Annotated in this window: 15 protein-coding genes and 1 pseudogene; 6 read left to right on the top strand and 10 right to left on the bottom strand. The window is 62.2% G+C overall.

Annotation, left to right across the window (positions count from 1 at the left end):
- Positions 1–412 precede the first annotated feature (412 nt).
- The gene (locus tag BP846_RS11640) at positions 413–1,219 is read right to left on the bottom strand and encodes a uridylate kinase (protein WP_292395584.1); all 807 of its coding nucleotides are present in this window, start codon (positions 1,217–1,219) and stop codon (positions 413–415) included.
- 95 nt (positions 1,220–1,314) lie between these two features.
- Here BP846_RS11640 and BP846_RS11635 point away from each other — a divergent pair, with 95 nt between their 5' ends.
- The 6 genes from BP846_RS11635 to BP846_RS11610 all read left to right on the top strand — a co-directional run bounded on the left by BP846_RS11635 (position 1,315) and on the right by BP846_RS11610 (position 5,522).
- Positions 1,315–1,548 (top strand): hypothetical protein, encoded by a 234-nt coding sequence (locus BP846_RS11635; protein ID WP_292395583.1) that lies wholly within the window; start codon positions 1,315–1,317, stop codon positions 1,546–1,548.
- A 48-nt stretch (positions 1,549–1,596) separates the two neighbouring features.
- Positions 1,597–1,968 carry a hypothetical protein gene (locus BP846_RS11630; protein ID WP_292395581.1) on the top strand — a complete coding sequence of 124 codons (372 nt, stop codon included), beginning with the start codon at positions 1,597–1,599 and terminating at the stop codon, positions 1,966–1,968.
- 139 nt (positions 1,969–2,107) lie between these two features.
- Positions 2,108–2,992: a mechanosensitive ion channel family protein gene (locus BP846_RS11625; protein WP_292395579.1), complete on the top strand. Its 885-nt coding sequence runs from the start codon at positions 2,108–2,110 to the stop codon at positions 2,990–2,992.
- 39 nt (positions 2,993–3,031) lie between these two features.
- On the top strand, positions 3,032–3,949 hold the full coding sequence (locus tag BP846_RS11620) for a mechanosensitive ion channel family protein (protein WP_292395577.1): 918 nt from the start codon (positions 3,032–3,034) through the stop codon (positions 3,947–3,949).
- A gap of 114 nt (positions 3,950–4,063) precedes the next feature.
- Positions 4,064–5,197 carry a putative sulfate/molybdate transporter gene (locus tag BP846_RS11615; RefSeq protein WP_292395575.1) on the top strand — a complete coding sequence of 378 codons (1,134 nt, stop codon included), beginning with the start codon at positions 4,064–4,066 and terminating at the stop codon, positions 5,195–5,197.
- Positions 5,198–5,267: 70 nt separating this feature from the next.
- Complete coding sequence (locus tag BP846_RS11610) at positions 5,268–5,522, top strand: SemiSWEET family sugar transporter (protein ID WP_292395573.1); 255 nt, start codon at positions 5,268–5,270, stop codon at positions 5,520–5,522.
- Positions 5,523–5,528: 6 nt separating this feature from the next.
- Here the strand turns inward: BP846_RS11610 and BP846_RS11605 are convergent, their stop codons facing one another.
- The 9 genes and pseudogenes from BP846_RS11605 to BP846_RS11565 all read right to left on the bottom strand — a co-directional run.
- A complete protein-coding gene (locus tag BP846_RS11605) occupies positions 5,529–6,590 on the bottom strand; it encodes an ABC transporter ATP-binding protein (protein WP_292395571.1) in 1,062 nt (353 codons plus the stop codon).
- A complete protein-coding gene (locus BP846_RS11600) occupies positions 6,577–7,458 on the bottom strand; it encodes an ABC transporter permease (protein ID WP_292395569.1) in 882 nt (293 codons plus the stop codon). The genes BP846_RS11605 and BP846_RS11600 overlap by 14 nt, the downstream gene beginning before the upstream one ends.
- Before the next feature lie 67 nt (positions 7,459–7,525).
- A pseudogene (wtpA, locus tag BP846_RS11595) lies at positions 7,526–8,278 on the bottom strand (tungstate ABC transporter substrate-binding protein WtpA).
- Positions 8,278–8,490, bottom strand: a complete 213-nt coding sequence (locus BP846_RS11590) for a hypothetical protein (RefSeq protein WP_292395567.1) — start codon at positions 8,488–8,490, stop codon at positions 8,278–8,280. Before BP846_RS11590 ends, wtpA begins: the two are co-directional and overlap by 1 nt.
- Positions 8,487–9,575, bottom strand: coding sequence for an ABC transporter ATP-binding protein (locus BP846_RS11585; RefSeq protein WP_292395566.1), 1,089 nt, complete (start codon positions 9,573–9,575; stop codon positions 8,487–8,489). Before BP846_RS11585 ends, BP846_RS11590 begins: the two co-directional genes overlap by 4 nt.
- Positions 9,576–9,579: 4 nt before the next feature.
- On the bottom strand, positions 9,580–10,275 hold the full coding sequence (locus BP846_RS11580; RefSeq protein WP_292395564.1) for an ABC transporter permease: 696 nt from the start codon (positions 10,273–10,275) through the stop codon (positions 9,580–9,582).
- 61 nt (positions 10,276–10,336) lie between these two features.
- The gene (locus BP846_RS11575) at positions 10,337–11,308 is read right to left on the bottom strand and encodes a substrate-binding domain-containing protein (protein ID WP_292395562.1); all 972 of its coding nucleotides are present in this window, start codon (positions 11,306–11,308) and stop codon (positions 10,337–10,339) included.
- Positions 11,309–11,475: 167 nt separating this feature from the next.
- Positions 11,476–12,405 (bottom strand): substrate-binding domain-containing protein, encoded by a 930-nt coding sequence (locus BP846_RS11570; protein WP_292395560.1) that lies wholly within the window; start codon positions 12,403–12,405, stop codon positions 11,476–11,478.
- A 23-nt stretch (positions 12,406–12,428) separates the two neighbouring features.
- Positions 12,429–12,637: hypothetical protein (locus BP846_RS11565; protein WP_292395558.1), on the bottom strand; the 209-nt coding region annotated here is incomplete at its 5' end.

The following is a 12,637-nucleotide window of genomic DNA, read 5'->3' as shown; positions in this document are numbered from 1 at the left end:
CCCCATGGCGATAGCCACCACGGTCCACGGCATGAGGACATGCTTGAGAGGAAAAAGGTCGAACTTCAGGCTAGGTCCGGCACCAATCTCGTCAGGGAAGAATGACAGCCAGAATAGGGCTTCACCAGAGCTCGATAATGGAAATCTTCTCCCCAGGTTATTGTTTGTCATGAACGCGGGTTGGTGCGCAGCGTAATTCGGTCGGATCCTCTGAGATCAATTATCAGGTATATGCTGGAGCACTACCGATAAAGGCGGGCTTCGGGGACTTTTAGAGAGCGACAACGCCTTCCCTGGCCGCCGTTCCGCCCCGGGTCATGGCCTGGCCGACGCCGGAGGCGAGGATCGCGGCGACCGTCCGGCCACAAAACTAAAGAAGGCCTCTCTGAAAAAAGTTGACGTTTTAGGGTTATCAGGCCCGGATCAGGGTGCCTACCCGCTCCCCGTTCACGGCTTTCGTTATGTTGCCCGGCACATGGGCGTTCACCACCTTGATCTCTTTGACGTGGACGGCGTCCCGGAGCAGCTCGACCGCCATCGGTTCGAGCACCATATCTTCCATATCCATCTCCAGGAGTTCGTCTGCCGTGATCTCTGCGATGAACTCGGCGTCGGGGTTCGCGAACGGGTCTTCGGTGTAGAGGCCGTCCACGTTCTTCCCGAGGATACAGTTCTTTCCGCCCACCACTTCGGCCATCAGGAAAGCGCCGGTATCGGTCCGGTGCGGCGGGATGCTCCCGAGTTTCGGGGGGTGCTCGTAGAGGCCGTAGGGTGGGGTGCCCTGCACGACCGGCAGCATACCGAGCGATATGAGTGAGGGGAGGTTCAGGAGATCCCCGGAGTGGATCCGGACGCCGTTGTACTTCGAGAAGAGGAGCGACATCATGATCGCGTTCTGCTCGCTGATCTTGCCTGCCAGTTCCGCAAGCACCCCGGTCGGCATGCCGAGATTGATACCGACGTCGAGGATATGCCGCACCCGGGCGCCGCCGCCGGTGGCAACCAGGACCTTATGGTCCCGGGAGAGTTCGCCGATCTCTTCGACCAGCGGATAGATCACATCCCGCCCGTAATCGATAACACCGTGACCGCCGATCTTGATCACGTTCAGGTCGGGCATGATCCTGATCTGCCGGACGCCTGCGGTCTCCCGCATCAGACCCCGCCGGACCAGACTCTCGCCCCGTAACCTCGATCCCATCTCAAACCGTTCTGCCATGGTTAAAGTCTCCTTATAGTTTATGTGAGGGAAAGTATTAAGTAACTTCGCGCTATATCAGCAGTTATACCAGTTGGTTGGGAGGTGATGAACTGATGAAGATCTATGCACGAGAACGCCAGAAGGTCGGCACCGGCGTGAAACAGCCCCGGTTCCGTGTTGTCGCCGTCATCGAAGAGAAGGGAGACCAGAAACACATGAAGGTCGAGGGCACTCACTTCAGAAAGGTCGAACTCGAACAGATTGCAAAGGACGCGGGGGCGGAGATCATCTACCTCGAGGAGATGCCCGAAGAAGAGCGGGGCGAGAGGAAGAAAGAAGAGGCGTAACCAAACCGACTCTCTTTTTCCTCCCGAAGACCAGTACTCTACGATTGGATGTCCACGCACGAACATGACGATATATTCGAGGCGGCTATCCGGGTCCTCCTTGAAGAGGACCGGTGCGTAACCATCAGTTTTTCTCCGGGCGGCATCTCCATACGTTTCCCCACAACCCGGAAACTCGCCGAATACCTCAGTATCCCTCATTACTACGTCCTCCCCCGGTTCGGGGCGATGGAGCACGACGGGCTGATCCGCCGGGCGGAGCGGGTCGGCATCTCCACCACAGCGGCGGGGACTGAGCGGCTCCTCGCAATTATGGCGGAGCACTACCGGGAGCGCGCAGAAGAGGTCCTCGGTACAGAGGTCTTCTCTGTGCTGCGGGCACGCGGAGAAGCGCCGGGCGGCGGGAGACCGGAACGGTAAGGCGGGGCTGCGTCGTACCCGGGGCGGGAGGTATCGTCCCGGAGAAGACCGGAGAGATCGATACGCGCGGAAGATCCCGGCAGACGGTAGCCGATGGTACAGGAGGGATTAACTCCCCTGCTCGCCCACCTCTCTCTACATGCAGGTGAGTGATCCGGCCCTCATCGGCGGGGTACCCCTTGATGCGTTCCTCACGTTCCTTCTCGCCCTTGTCGGGTTCCTCTTCCTCGGCAACCTCGCCTATATGCTTCTCCGGCAGGTGCTCGACGGGCGGGTCTCCCCCGGGACGGCCAAGTGGGCAGGGGCCATCCTGCAGTACATCGTCATCATCGGCGGAATCTATGCGAGCGCCAGGTATCTCCTCGCCTTCGACCTGAAGGCCTTTGCCGCATCTCTCGGCATCCTCGGCATCATCGTGGCCATCTCATCGAGCCAGATCATCCAGAATGTCCTTGCCGGTATCCTGATCACGATCAACCGTCCTGTCCAACTCGAAGAGTGGATAGTCGTCGGGGAGAGGCCGACGACGGGGCTCTGCAAGGTGCGCGACATATCCTTCACGACGACGGTCCTCCAGGGGCTCGACGGCGGTCTGATCCTCATGCCGAACTCGAGCATCATAGCATCGAAGGTCATCAACTACTCCCGGGGCGGGCTTCTGGAGATCCAGGTAGCACTCTCCGTCCCGGTCACCGCAGACCTGGCGCGGGTGCGCGAGACCGCACTCGCGGTAGCTCACGACGACCCCCGGATCATCCAGAACCACGACCCGGCCGGGAGATCCGCCGTCCAGAGCCTCTTTGACCTTCCCTACAACAGGCGCCTCCGCTCCGACCGCCCCGACCTTGCGTTATTCGAGCCCGCCGTCCACATCGCATCGGTCAATGACGGCTGGGTCAAACTGACGGTGCGGGTCTGGATCCGAAAGATCCCGCAGAAGGACGATATCGCTTCCCGGTACCTGAGGGAGGTCCTCAGACGCCTGCAGGCCGAGGAGATCCCGGTCAAGGCCGAAGCATCATGACGGAAGGGATTAATCCTCTCCTATCTCAGTCTTCTCTACATGCAGGAGAGCGTTCCGGTCCTCATCGGCGGAGTATCCCTTGATGCGTTCCTCGCATTCCTCTTCACCTTCATCGGGTTCCTCTTCCTCGGCAACCTCGCCTACCTGCTCCTCCGGCGGGCGCTGGACGGGCACGTCTCCCGCGGAACGGCCAAATGGACGGCGGCCATCCTGCAGTATGGCATCACCATCGGCGGGATCTATGCGAGCGCCAGGCACTTCCTCGCCTTCGACCTGACGGCCTTCGTCGCATCGCTTGGTATCCTCGGTATCGTCGTAGCGTTCTCGTCGCGCCAGATCATCCAGAACGCCATCGCGGGCATCTTGATCACGATCAACCGCCCGGTCCAGCTCGAGGAATGGGTGATCGTCAGCGGAAGGCCGGAGACCGGGCCCGGCAAGGTGCAGGACATATCCTTCACGACGACGACCCTCCGGGGGCTCGACGGTGGTCTGGTCCTCACGCCAAACTCGAGCATCATAACCTCAAAGGTCATCAACTACTCCCGCGCCGGGCTGCTGGAGGTCTCGATCCCGCTCGCCGTCCCGGTCACCGCAGACCTCGCGCGGGTGCAGGAGATTGCACTTAGAGCCGCGCACGACCATCCCCGGATCCTGCCCCACGTCGAGCCGGCCGAGCGGTCCGCCGTCCAGAACCTCTTTGACCTCCCCTACATCGGACGTCTCTCCTCCGACCTTCCCCGTCCCGGCCTTGCGTTATTCGAACCGAAGATGCAGGTCTCATCGATCAAGGAGGATTGGGTCAGGCTGACGGTGCGGGTCTGGATCCGGGAGATCCCGGGGAAGGATCAGATCGTCTCGGAGTATCTCGATACGGTCATCGAACGGCTGAAGGCCGAAGACCTCCTCGCCGAGAAGAAATGGGAGGATGAGCCCGCACCTGAAACCCAGGCATGAGGCATGGACCGGGCGGATAGAGAAGAAGACACCGGCAACCGTGCAGACGGCGTGATGGATCGGCATGCCCCATCCAGAACCACCAAAAAGGAGAGAAGACATAAGAGAGGAACCATGGCAGAGAGCGCCGGAACAGAGGGGAGAGGTATCCGGATAACCCTCGAGGAGGTCGCCGGAGCCGTCGGCGACTTCGGCACCATCTTCCCCATCCTGCTCGGGGTTGCCATCGTCTGCCCGGACGTGAACATCAGCCACTTCTTCCTCTTCCTCGCCGCCTGGTTCATCATCGCCGGGTTCTACTACCGTCTCCCGATCCCCATCGAACCGATGAAGGCGATCGGCGCCATCGTCATCGCCGAAGGGCTCTCGGGCGGCGAGATCGTCGCATCGGGGATCGTCGTCGGCGCTCTCTTCCTCCTGCTCGGTCTCGTCGGCGGCATGACCTGGATAGGGAAACGAATTCCAAGGAGCGTCATCCGGGGCGTTCAGGCAGGGCTCGCGCTCCTCCTCCTGAAGACGTCGCTCGGCTACATCCTCGCCGACGCCCTCTTTGCGGCGTTCTCCATCGGGATCATTCTTCTCTTCTTCGTCGCCTCACAGCGCGCCCGGGTGCCGGATATCTCCGCCCTGCTGGTTCTCCTCATCGGGCTTGCCGCCGGTATCGCCGCGCAGGGGATGCCGCCGTTCCGCCTGATGCCCCTTCCGGCCCTCATCATCCCCTCGCCAACGGACTTCATCGCCGGCACCTGGGACCTCGTCCTCCCGCAGATACCGCTCACGCTCGCAAACGCCATCCTCGCCACATCGCTCCTCACCTACGACCTCTTCCCGAAGAAGGGCGTCGACCCCGACAGGCTCTCACGGACCATCGGCGCCATGAACCTGGTATCGACGCCGCTCGGCGGGTTTCCCATGTGCCACGGCGCCGGGGGGCTTGCCGCCATGTACCGGTTCGGCGCAAGGACCGGCGGGGCGAACATCGTTGCCGGTCTCTTCATCCTCATATTCGCCGTCGCCTTCGCCCCGCCGGAGGTGCTGACCCTCATACCGCTCGGGGTCTTCGGCGCGCTCCTGGTCTTCGTGGCGCTCGAACTCGGTAAACACAGCGCGAAGACCGAGTCCTATCTGGTCACGGGAACCGTGGCCGTCCTCACCCTTGCGGTCGGCCTCACCGTCGCGTTCATCATCGGGATGGTCCTCGCCTACGCCCTACAGTGGCGGGTGAACCGGCAACAATCCGGCTCCTGAAGATGCCTGGAGGAGGAGCCGGGCCCAGGGTTCATGGGATCCGGCGGGAGACATAGAACCAGGATCATCCATGGATACCATCACCGCACTCGGTCTCATTGCCGGATCGCTTACAACGCTCTCGTTTGCACCGCAGGTCGTGAGGGTGTGGCGCACGCGCTCGACCGCCGACCTCTCTCTTGCGATGCTCATCATCTTCCTCGCCGGCGTCCTGCTCTGGCTCGCCTACGGTATGGTAAAGGGAGATATCGCCATCATCGCGGCGAACGCCGTCACCGCCGCCCTCATCGGCCTTCTCCTCTCGATGAAAACAAAGAACGGGTGAGACCTCTCACCCGCGGATGACATGGATCGCCGTCACCTTGATGGAGAGGGTTACGGGAGTTCCCGGGGCAAGGTGCAGGTCCTGCACCGATCGCCGTGTCAGAACCGCTGTCAGGTCCACGCCACAGTTCACCTTCACCTCGGCGACGGGGCCGTTCTCCACGATCCGGGTTATCGTCCCGGCCATCGTGTTCCGGGTGCTTGAACGGCGGCCGTCCCCGACGCCGAGGACGACGTCGTCGGCCCGGATACAGAGGGTGACCTCCTCGCCCGCCGCCGCGTCCGTCACCGCCTCGAAGGCATGCCCGCCGACATCCACCGTCGCATGCCCGCCGTCGTTTGCCGCTACCCTTCCGTCCAGTATGTTCTCGATCCCGACAAACGTTGCGACCTGCCGGCTCCGGGGAGTGTTCAGCACAACGTCGGCCCTTCCTTCATCCACAAGTGTCCCGTCGATGATCACCGCCATACGGGTGGCGAGCAGGTGCGCTTCCCGGCGGGAGTGGCTCACCTGCACGATGGTGATACCGTTCTCCCGGTGAAGCCGTTGCAGGTCGTGGATGAACTTCTCCTGCGTGACGGGGTCGAGGGCAGAGAGCGGCTCATCGAGGAGGAGGATATCCGGTTTCCCCGCGACGGCTCTCGCGAGCGCCACCCGCTGCTGCTCGCCGCCGGAGAGGGTCGCCGGGTAGCGGTCCGCGATGTAGCTGATCCCGAACTCCTCAAGGAGTCCGGCAACCTCGCCCCGGGCTTCCCTCTTCCCCATCCCCCGCATCCGGAGACCGTAGCCGACGTTGTCGATGACCGTCATGTGGGGGAAGAGCGAGTAGTCCTGGTAGACGAGGGCGATCCCCCGTTTCTCCGGGGGCAGGGCGGTGATCTCCTCACCCCGCAGGAGGACCCGGCCCCGTTCCGGCCGGTGGAGGCCGGCGATCGCCTCAAGAAGCACCGTCTTCCCCGCGCCCGACGGCCCGACGATGAAGTAGTAGTCGCCCCGGTTGATCGTCAGGCTGACGTCCTTGAGCGAAAATGTGCCCAAGCTGAGTGAGATATGGTCAAACGCGATCATCGTACCTCCCCAGGTGCCGGGTCATCCGCCGGAGGAGGTAGAAGACCGCGAGACTGACCACGATGACCACAAATGCGATGCTCCGGCTCGTGTGGATGCCGTCTGTCGTGAACGAGTAGTAGATCAGCGTCGATATGATGAACGGGTAGTAGGCGATCATGATGACACCGGCGAACTCCCCGATTGCTCTCCCCCAGGCGAATATAGCCCCGTTATACATGTGCCGGAGGCTTAAGGGGAGCGTGACCGTGCGAAAGGTGGTGAACGTGCCGGCACCGAGTGTGCGGGCGACGTTCTCCAGGTGGACGGGCACCTTCTCAAATCCCTCTCGCATGGTGTTGATGAAGAACGGCGAGGCGACAAAGAGCATCGCGACCACCGTGCCCGGGAAAGCGTCCTCGAAGGCGATCCCGATATCGGAGAGCGGCGCCCCGAGCCACCCGCGGCGCATGAAGAGGAGGTAGACCAGCAATCCCGCCACCGTGTGGGGCAGGATGAGTGGGATATCGACGATGCTCTCCACGAACCCCTTGAAGCGGGAGGGGCGGGACCGGGCGAGCACGTAGGCGAGGGGGGTCCCGAAGAGGAGGAGGAGGAGGACGGCGCTCGCCCCCGCACCGAACGTGAGGAGGATGGACCCGAGCACCTCCGACGATGCCGCCACCTCGAGCAGGTGGACGGGGTCGGCGAGTTCCGTCATCGCGATGTTTGCGAGTGCGAGCACCGTGATGCCGACGATCGCCGCTCCCATGATGCAGAACCAGAGGGTGCATCCGTCAATGTGCTGCCTCTTCTGCTGTCTCCACCAGGGGAGAACGATCTCGCCGTCGCCCCGGCGGATGTCACCCGGCAGTGTTTCAGTCTTCATCTCCACCACGCTCCGGAATATGCGTTGTCCGCGTCCGCTGATAATTGATAGCACAAAAAAAAGAAGTTCAGGCCTTCACCGAGACGAGCGGCTCGAGCCCGGCAGGCACGCTGCCGTAGTCGCCCGCAGGCACGATCGGGGGCTGACCGTCGGCGACGAGGATCTCCTGCCCGGTAGCGCCGATCAGCATCTTCACGAACTCAACGCCGAGATCGGGGTGCTGCGCTATCTTCGGGACGGTCACGCCGTAGACGATCGGCGAGCCGACATAGAACGTGGTGCCGTTGCCCTTCTTCGCCTCGGTCTGGACGGTCGCGTAGTTCTCCGCGAAGTCTACGGATGAGAGGTCGATCTCCTCGGGGAGTTCGATGAAGAGAAGATCGTTCTGCACCGCAACGCTCCGGTACTCCCAGGCGTAGTCGAGGTCGCCGGACTTGACCATCCGGACGAGGTCGTCGGCCTTCGGCCTTTACCATCCCGTGATGAAGAGCGTGGTGTCGTCGGAACCCGGGTCGGCGGCGTGGATCGTGGAGGTGCCGTTCTCTTCGGTGACCCTGATGTTGCTGTGGTTCTCGACCAGGGTCTCGAAGATCGTATCGTTCTTGTAGTAGCCTTCGGCGAGCTGGATCACCATCGGGGTGCGGTAGCCGCAGGGGTCGGAGTTCGGGTCGGAGAAGCCCCACTGGACACCGTCACGGTTGAGGATCTCATACCAGTTCCCGGCGGTGATCTCGCTTGCATACTCGCTCTCGTTTGAGTAGGTGAGCACCATCCGGTTCTTCGCGAACGTGAGGTACCAGTCGGCGTGCTCCGGCACCATCATCTTCGGGATGAGGGCGTAGTCGGCGGAGGCGAGCACTCGGCAGAGTTGCCGTCCTCGGTGATCTTCTTGATGCAGTCGACGCTGCCGTCGGGCTCAAGGAGCACGGTGACGCCGGGGTGATCGGCCTCGAACGCCGCTTTCACCTTCTCAAAGGGCCCGGTCAGGGCCGGGGCCGGGAAGACGCCGGCGATACGGGTGCCGCGCTTCACCCGGGCCCCTCGCGGGGGATCAGGTGGACCGCCTTTGCATGGAGAGAGACCCAGACCTCTATCCCCTCGTGGAGGCCGAGGGCCTCCGCCCTCCTCGTGGTCACGAGTGCGGCGAGATCGCACCCACAATGCACCGTCACGTTCACGAACGGCACCATGGGCTCGATCGCGGTAACGGTGGCGGGAAAGAGGTTTTCCGCCTCCTCGTAGCCGGGCTTCCTCCGGTGGAGGGATATGTCCTCGCCGCGGATGATCAATTCCACCTCCTCGGCCGGCGGCGGGGTTGTTGAGACGAGCCGCCGCCCGCCCGCCTCCACCGTGGTGAGCCCCTCCTTCCGGGAGACGACACGGCCCGGGATGATATTCTGGACACCTACGAACCGGGCGATCTTCTGATCCCTGGGTTCGTGGAAGATCTCGCGGGGAGAGCCCGCCTGGGCGACCGTCCCCTCGATCATCACCGCGACCCGGTGGGCGAGCCGCTGCCCCTGCGAAAGATCGTGGGTGCTTATGAGGACGGTCGTCCCCTCCTCGCGGTTCAGGCGCGCCACGATCGCCTCGATGGTAGCGGTCGAGCCTGGGTCCAGGTTCGCGGTCGGCTCGTCCAGGAAGAGGATCTCAGGGCCCGTCACGAGCACCCGGGAGAGCGCCACCCGCTGCTGCTCGCCGCCCGAGAGATCGGTTGCCCTGCCCCCCATGTAGCGGGAGAGCCCGACGGCCTCAAGGGCCCCCTTCACCCTCCGGTCGATATCGTCGCTGGAAGCCCCCCGGTAGCGCAGCCCCATCGCGACATTGTCGTAGACGGAGGCGTTAAAGACGATCGGTCTCTGGAAGAGCATCCCCATCCGGCGGCGGAGGTCGAGCCAGCGGCCACGTTCTTCTACTGTATCGATACCAAAGACCGAGAGTTCTCCGCCGTTCGCCGGCTCGATCAGGTCGAGGATCCGGAGAAGCGTGCTCTTCCCGGAGCCGCTCGGGCCGATAAGCCCGAGGATCTCCCCTTCCTGGACCGAGAGGTCGACGTCGTGCAGGACCTCTAAGTTGCCGTACGACTTTTTGATGCTGTGTGCCTCAATGATCGCCATGGTATCACCGCCTCTGCACCAGGGAAAGAGCGATATTCACCCCGAGCGCCACCCCGAGGAGGATGATCCCGAGTGCAATCGACATGGAGTAGTTTGCCATCGATGTGTTGAGCGCGATCGCGGTTGTGAGGACGCGGGTGGCGCCGCGGATATTGCCGCCGACGATCATCACTGTTCCAACTTCGGCGATCGCCCGCCCGAAACCCAGGAGGACGCCGGACATGACCGCGAACCGGGCCTCCATGATGATGGTGGTGACCGTCTGGAACCTGCTTGCGCCGAGAGCGGTTATCGTATAGCGTTTATCCCGGTCGATCCCGGAGAGCGCCGAGACCGTCAGCCCCATGAGGAGCGGTATGATGAGGACTGTCTGGGTGACGATCATGCCGCCGGGCGTGTAGAGGAGGCGGAGGAACCCGAAGGGGCCGATGTTCGAGAGGAGCAGGAACATGAGCAGGCCCACGATGACCGTGGGGAGCGCATAGAGCGTCTGCAGCGTGGAGACGACCGCATGCTTTCCCCGGAACTCGTAGAAGTAGATGAGCGCGCCGATGGGAAGCGCGATCAGCGCGGCGAAGAAGGTGGCGGTGAGGGAGACGTAGAGCGAGCGGATGGTGATCTCGACCACCTGTGGGTTTAAGGTGATGATGAGGCGGATAGCCTCGATGAACCCTTCGATGATCGGGCTCCCGTTCACCACGCGCCCTCACCCACCTCTTTGATCACCTGGCCCACATCTCCCGGCTCCTCCAGGCAAGCGCTTATGCCAGCACCGGCTCCGCACAGGTGCAGTTGAACGGCGGCTTTATGCACTCCGGTGCGTAGAGCGGCACAAAGAGCGGTTTCCCAAACTCGGCCTTCCCGAAGTCACCGATCAGCTGTTTCACTTCGTCGGATATGAGCCAGTTGATGAAGTCCGCGGCTCCCCTGGCGTTCACGCCCGGGTACTTCCCGGGGTTGACCGCGATTGCGCTGTAGCGGTTCATGAGTTCAGTACTCTCGGTGATGACCGGCACCAGGGCAAGCCGGTCCTTAAACGAGAGGTAGGTTCCCTCGTCGGAGAGCGTGTAGGCCTTCTTCTCGTTCGTGAGGATCAGGGTGTCGCCCATACCCTTGCCGGCCTCGACGTACCAGGCTCCGGCATCCTGTATATCCCGGGTGTAGTTGTAGCCCGCCTCCTTCCAGAGCGTCTTCTCCTGGGCATGGGTCCCGGAGTTGTCGCCGCGGGAGACGAAGACCACGCCCGCCGTTTTGTTCGTGCCGGCGATGGCGATCGCCCTGAACGCTTCCACCGCGCTCATGTTCGCGATGCCTGCCGGATCATCCTTCGGCCCAACGATAATGAAGTAGTTGTAGGCAATGCAGCGCGGGTCGATGCCGTAGCCTTCGTCGATGAACTGTTCTTCAAGCGCCGGGGCGTGGACGAGTACCATGTCCACATCGCCGCGCCTGGCGGTATCGAGGGACTGCCCCGTCCCCTGGGCGATGAACTGGAGGTCTACCCCGGTCTCGTTCTCGTAGACCCGCTCGATCTCCGCGAGCAGCCCGGTGTTCTCGAGGCTCGTCGTGGTGGCGACCCGGAGGACGTTCGCCCCGGCGTTGGGTGTGGTCGTCGCCGTGGCGTTCGGGGTCTCGTTCCCGCCCGGCGCCGAACCCGTGCATCCCGCACAGAGAGCGAGGATGAGAAGGATCGAGACGACACCGGTCGATAGTATGGCAACGTATGTCTTCATAACAGCCTGATAGCAGGATAACCCTCTATAAATAGTTATTCTATCCGGGACGTTAATGGACCATCATTAACCGCAGGGAAGGGTCTGCTCCGCCTGCCCTATCGTTTGGGCAGGTGGCAGAGACTTGCATTCCTCCGGTTCCCCGGGGATGCATGAATCGGTCGGGTTCACGCTGTTGCATTCACCGGCTCCGCACAGGTGCAGTTGAACGGCGGCTCCGTGCACTCCGGTGCGTAGAGCGGCACAAAGAGCGGCTGGCCGAATTCCTCAACGCCGAAGTTCCCGATGAACTCCTTCGTGTCATTAGAGGTGATCCAGTTGGTGAAGTTGTTAGCCTCATTGATGTTGACGCCCGGCACTTTCTCGGGGTTGACTGCAATTGCGCTGTAGCGGTTCAGGAGCTGGTCGCCCTCGGTGACAAGCGGTACGAGGTTCAACTGCTTCTCGAAGGCAAGGAATGTCCCGATGTCGGAGAGCGTGTAGGCGTTCTTCTGGTTGGCGACGGTCAGGGTCTCACCCATGCCGCTCCCGGTCTCCAGGTACCAGGCCCCGGAGTCCTGGATATCCTCTGTGTAGTTGTAGCCGGCTGTCTTCCAGATCTGCTGCTCCCGGTTGTGAGTGCCGGAATCGTCGCCACGGGAGACGAAAAACACGCCCGCCGTCTTGTTCGTGCCGGCGATATAGATGGTCTTGAACGCTTCCTCAGGCGTCATGTTTTTGATGCCCGCCGGGTCGGCCTCCGGCCCGACGATGAGGAAGTTGTTGTAGGCGAAGCACCGCTCGTTGATGCCGTAGCCTTCGTCGATGAACTGTTGCTCGAGCGTTGGCGAATGGACGAGCACCATGTCCACATCGCCGCGTCGTGCGGTATCGAGGGACTGCCCCGTGCCCTGTGCGGTGATCTGCACGTCGACACCGGACGCGTTCTCGTACATCATCTCGAGCTGATCAAGAAGGCCTGTATCATACAGGCTCGTCGTCGTTGCTATCCGGAGCACGCCCGGGTTTGCTGCCTCCTGTGCCGGGACAGCGACGGCACAGGAGGCCAGCAGTACTACCATGATGCCCACCAGGGGCACCCATGACCTCGGAGTCATACAGGCCGCAATCAGTTGTCGCCCTATTTAACTATTATTATAATAATTAACAAATATATTCTATTAAGCAGTCTCTGTGAACCCGGCCCCTGCAGGAGAGCAATCCAGTAGTGCCCTACGAAACAACTGGTCATCTGAGATCCCATCCCGGTGTTCCCGCTTGCATGCAATCCGGGGCACGGCGTTTGGGGGGCAGTCATGGCGATACCCCAGGGAAAGCCGTGCCCCGGAT

It is taken from the genome of Methanoculleus sp. UBA303, from assembly GCA_002501655.1.
Lineage (GTDB): Archaea > Halobacteriota > Methanomicrobia > Methanomicrobiales > Methanoculleaceae > Methanoculleus.
The sequence above is the reverse complement of the archived record's forward strand: the minus strand, read 5'-3'. Positions and strand labels throughout refer to the sequence as shown.

Coding starts and splice junctions, on each gene's coding strand:
- BP846_RS11640 (WP_292395584.1), bottom strand. CDS start 1,219: ATGGCAGAACGGTTTGAGATGGGATCGAGGTTACGGGGCGAGAGTCTG.
- BP846_RS11635 (WP_292395583.1), top strand. CDS start 1,315: ATGAAGATCTATGCACGAGAACGCCAGAAGGTCGGCACCGGCGTGAAA.
- BP846_RS11630 (WP_292395581.1), top strand. CDS start 1,597: ATGTCCACGCACGAACATGACGATATATTCGAGGCGGCTATCCGGGTC.
- BP846_RS11625 (WP_292395579.1), top strand. CDS start 2,108: ATGCAGGTGAGTGATCCGGCCCTCATCGGCGGGGTACCCCTTGATGCG.
- BP846_RS11620 (WP_292395577.1), top strand. CDS start 3,032: ATGCAGGAGAGCGTTCCGGTCCTCATCGGCGGAGTATCCCTTGATGCG.
- BP846_RS11615 (WP_292395575.1), top strand. CDS start 4,064: ATGGCAGAGAGCGCCGGAACAGAGGGGAGAGGTATCCGGATAACCCTC.
- BP846_RS11610 (WP_292395573.1), top strand. CDS start 5,268: ATGGATACCATCACCGCACTCGGTCTCATTGCCGGATCGCTTACAACG.
- BP846_RS11605 (WP_292395571.1), bottom strand. CDS start 6,590: ATGATCGCGTTTGACCATATCTCACTCAGCTTGGGCACATTTTCGCTC.
- BP846_RS11600 (WP_292395569.1), bottom strand. CDS start 7,458: ATGAAGACTGAAACACTGCCGGGTGACATCCGCCGGGGCGACGGCGAG.
- BP846_RS11585 (WP_292395566.1), bottom strand. CDS start 9,575: ATGGCGATCATTGAGGCACACAGCATCAAAAAGTCGTACGGCAACTTA.
- BP846_RS11575 (WP_292395562.1), bottom strand. CDS start 11,308: ATGAAGACATACGTTGCCATACTATCGACCGGTGTCGTCTCGATCCTT.
- BP846_RS11570 (WP_292395560.1), bottom strand. CDS start 12,405: ATGACTCCGAGGTCATGGGTGCCCCTGGTGGGCATCATGGTAGTACTG.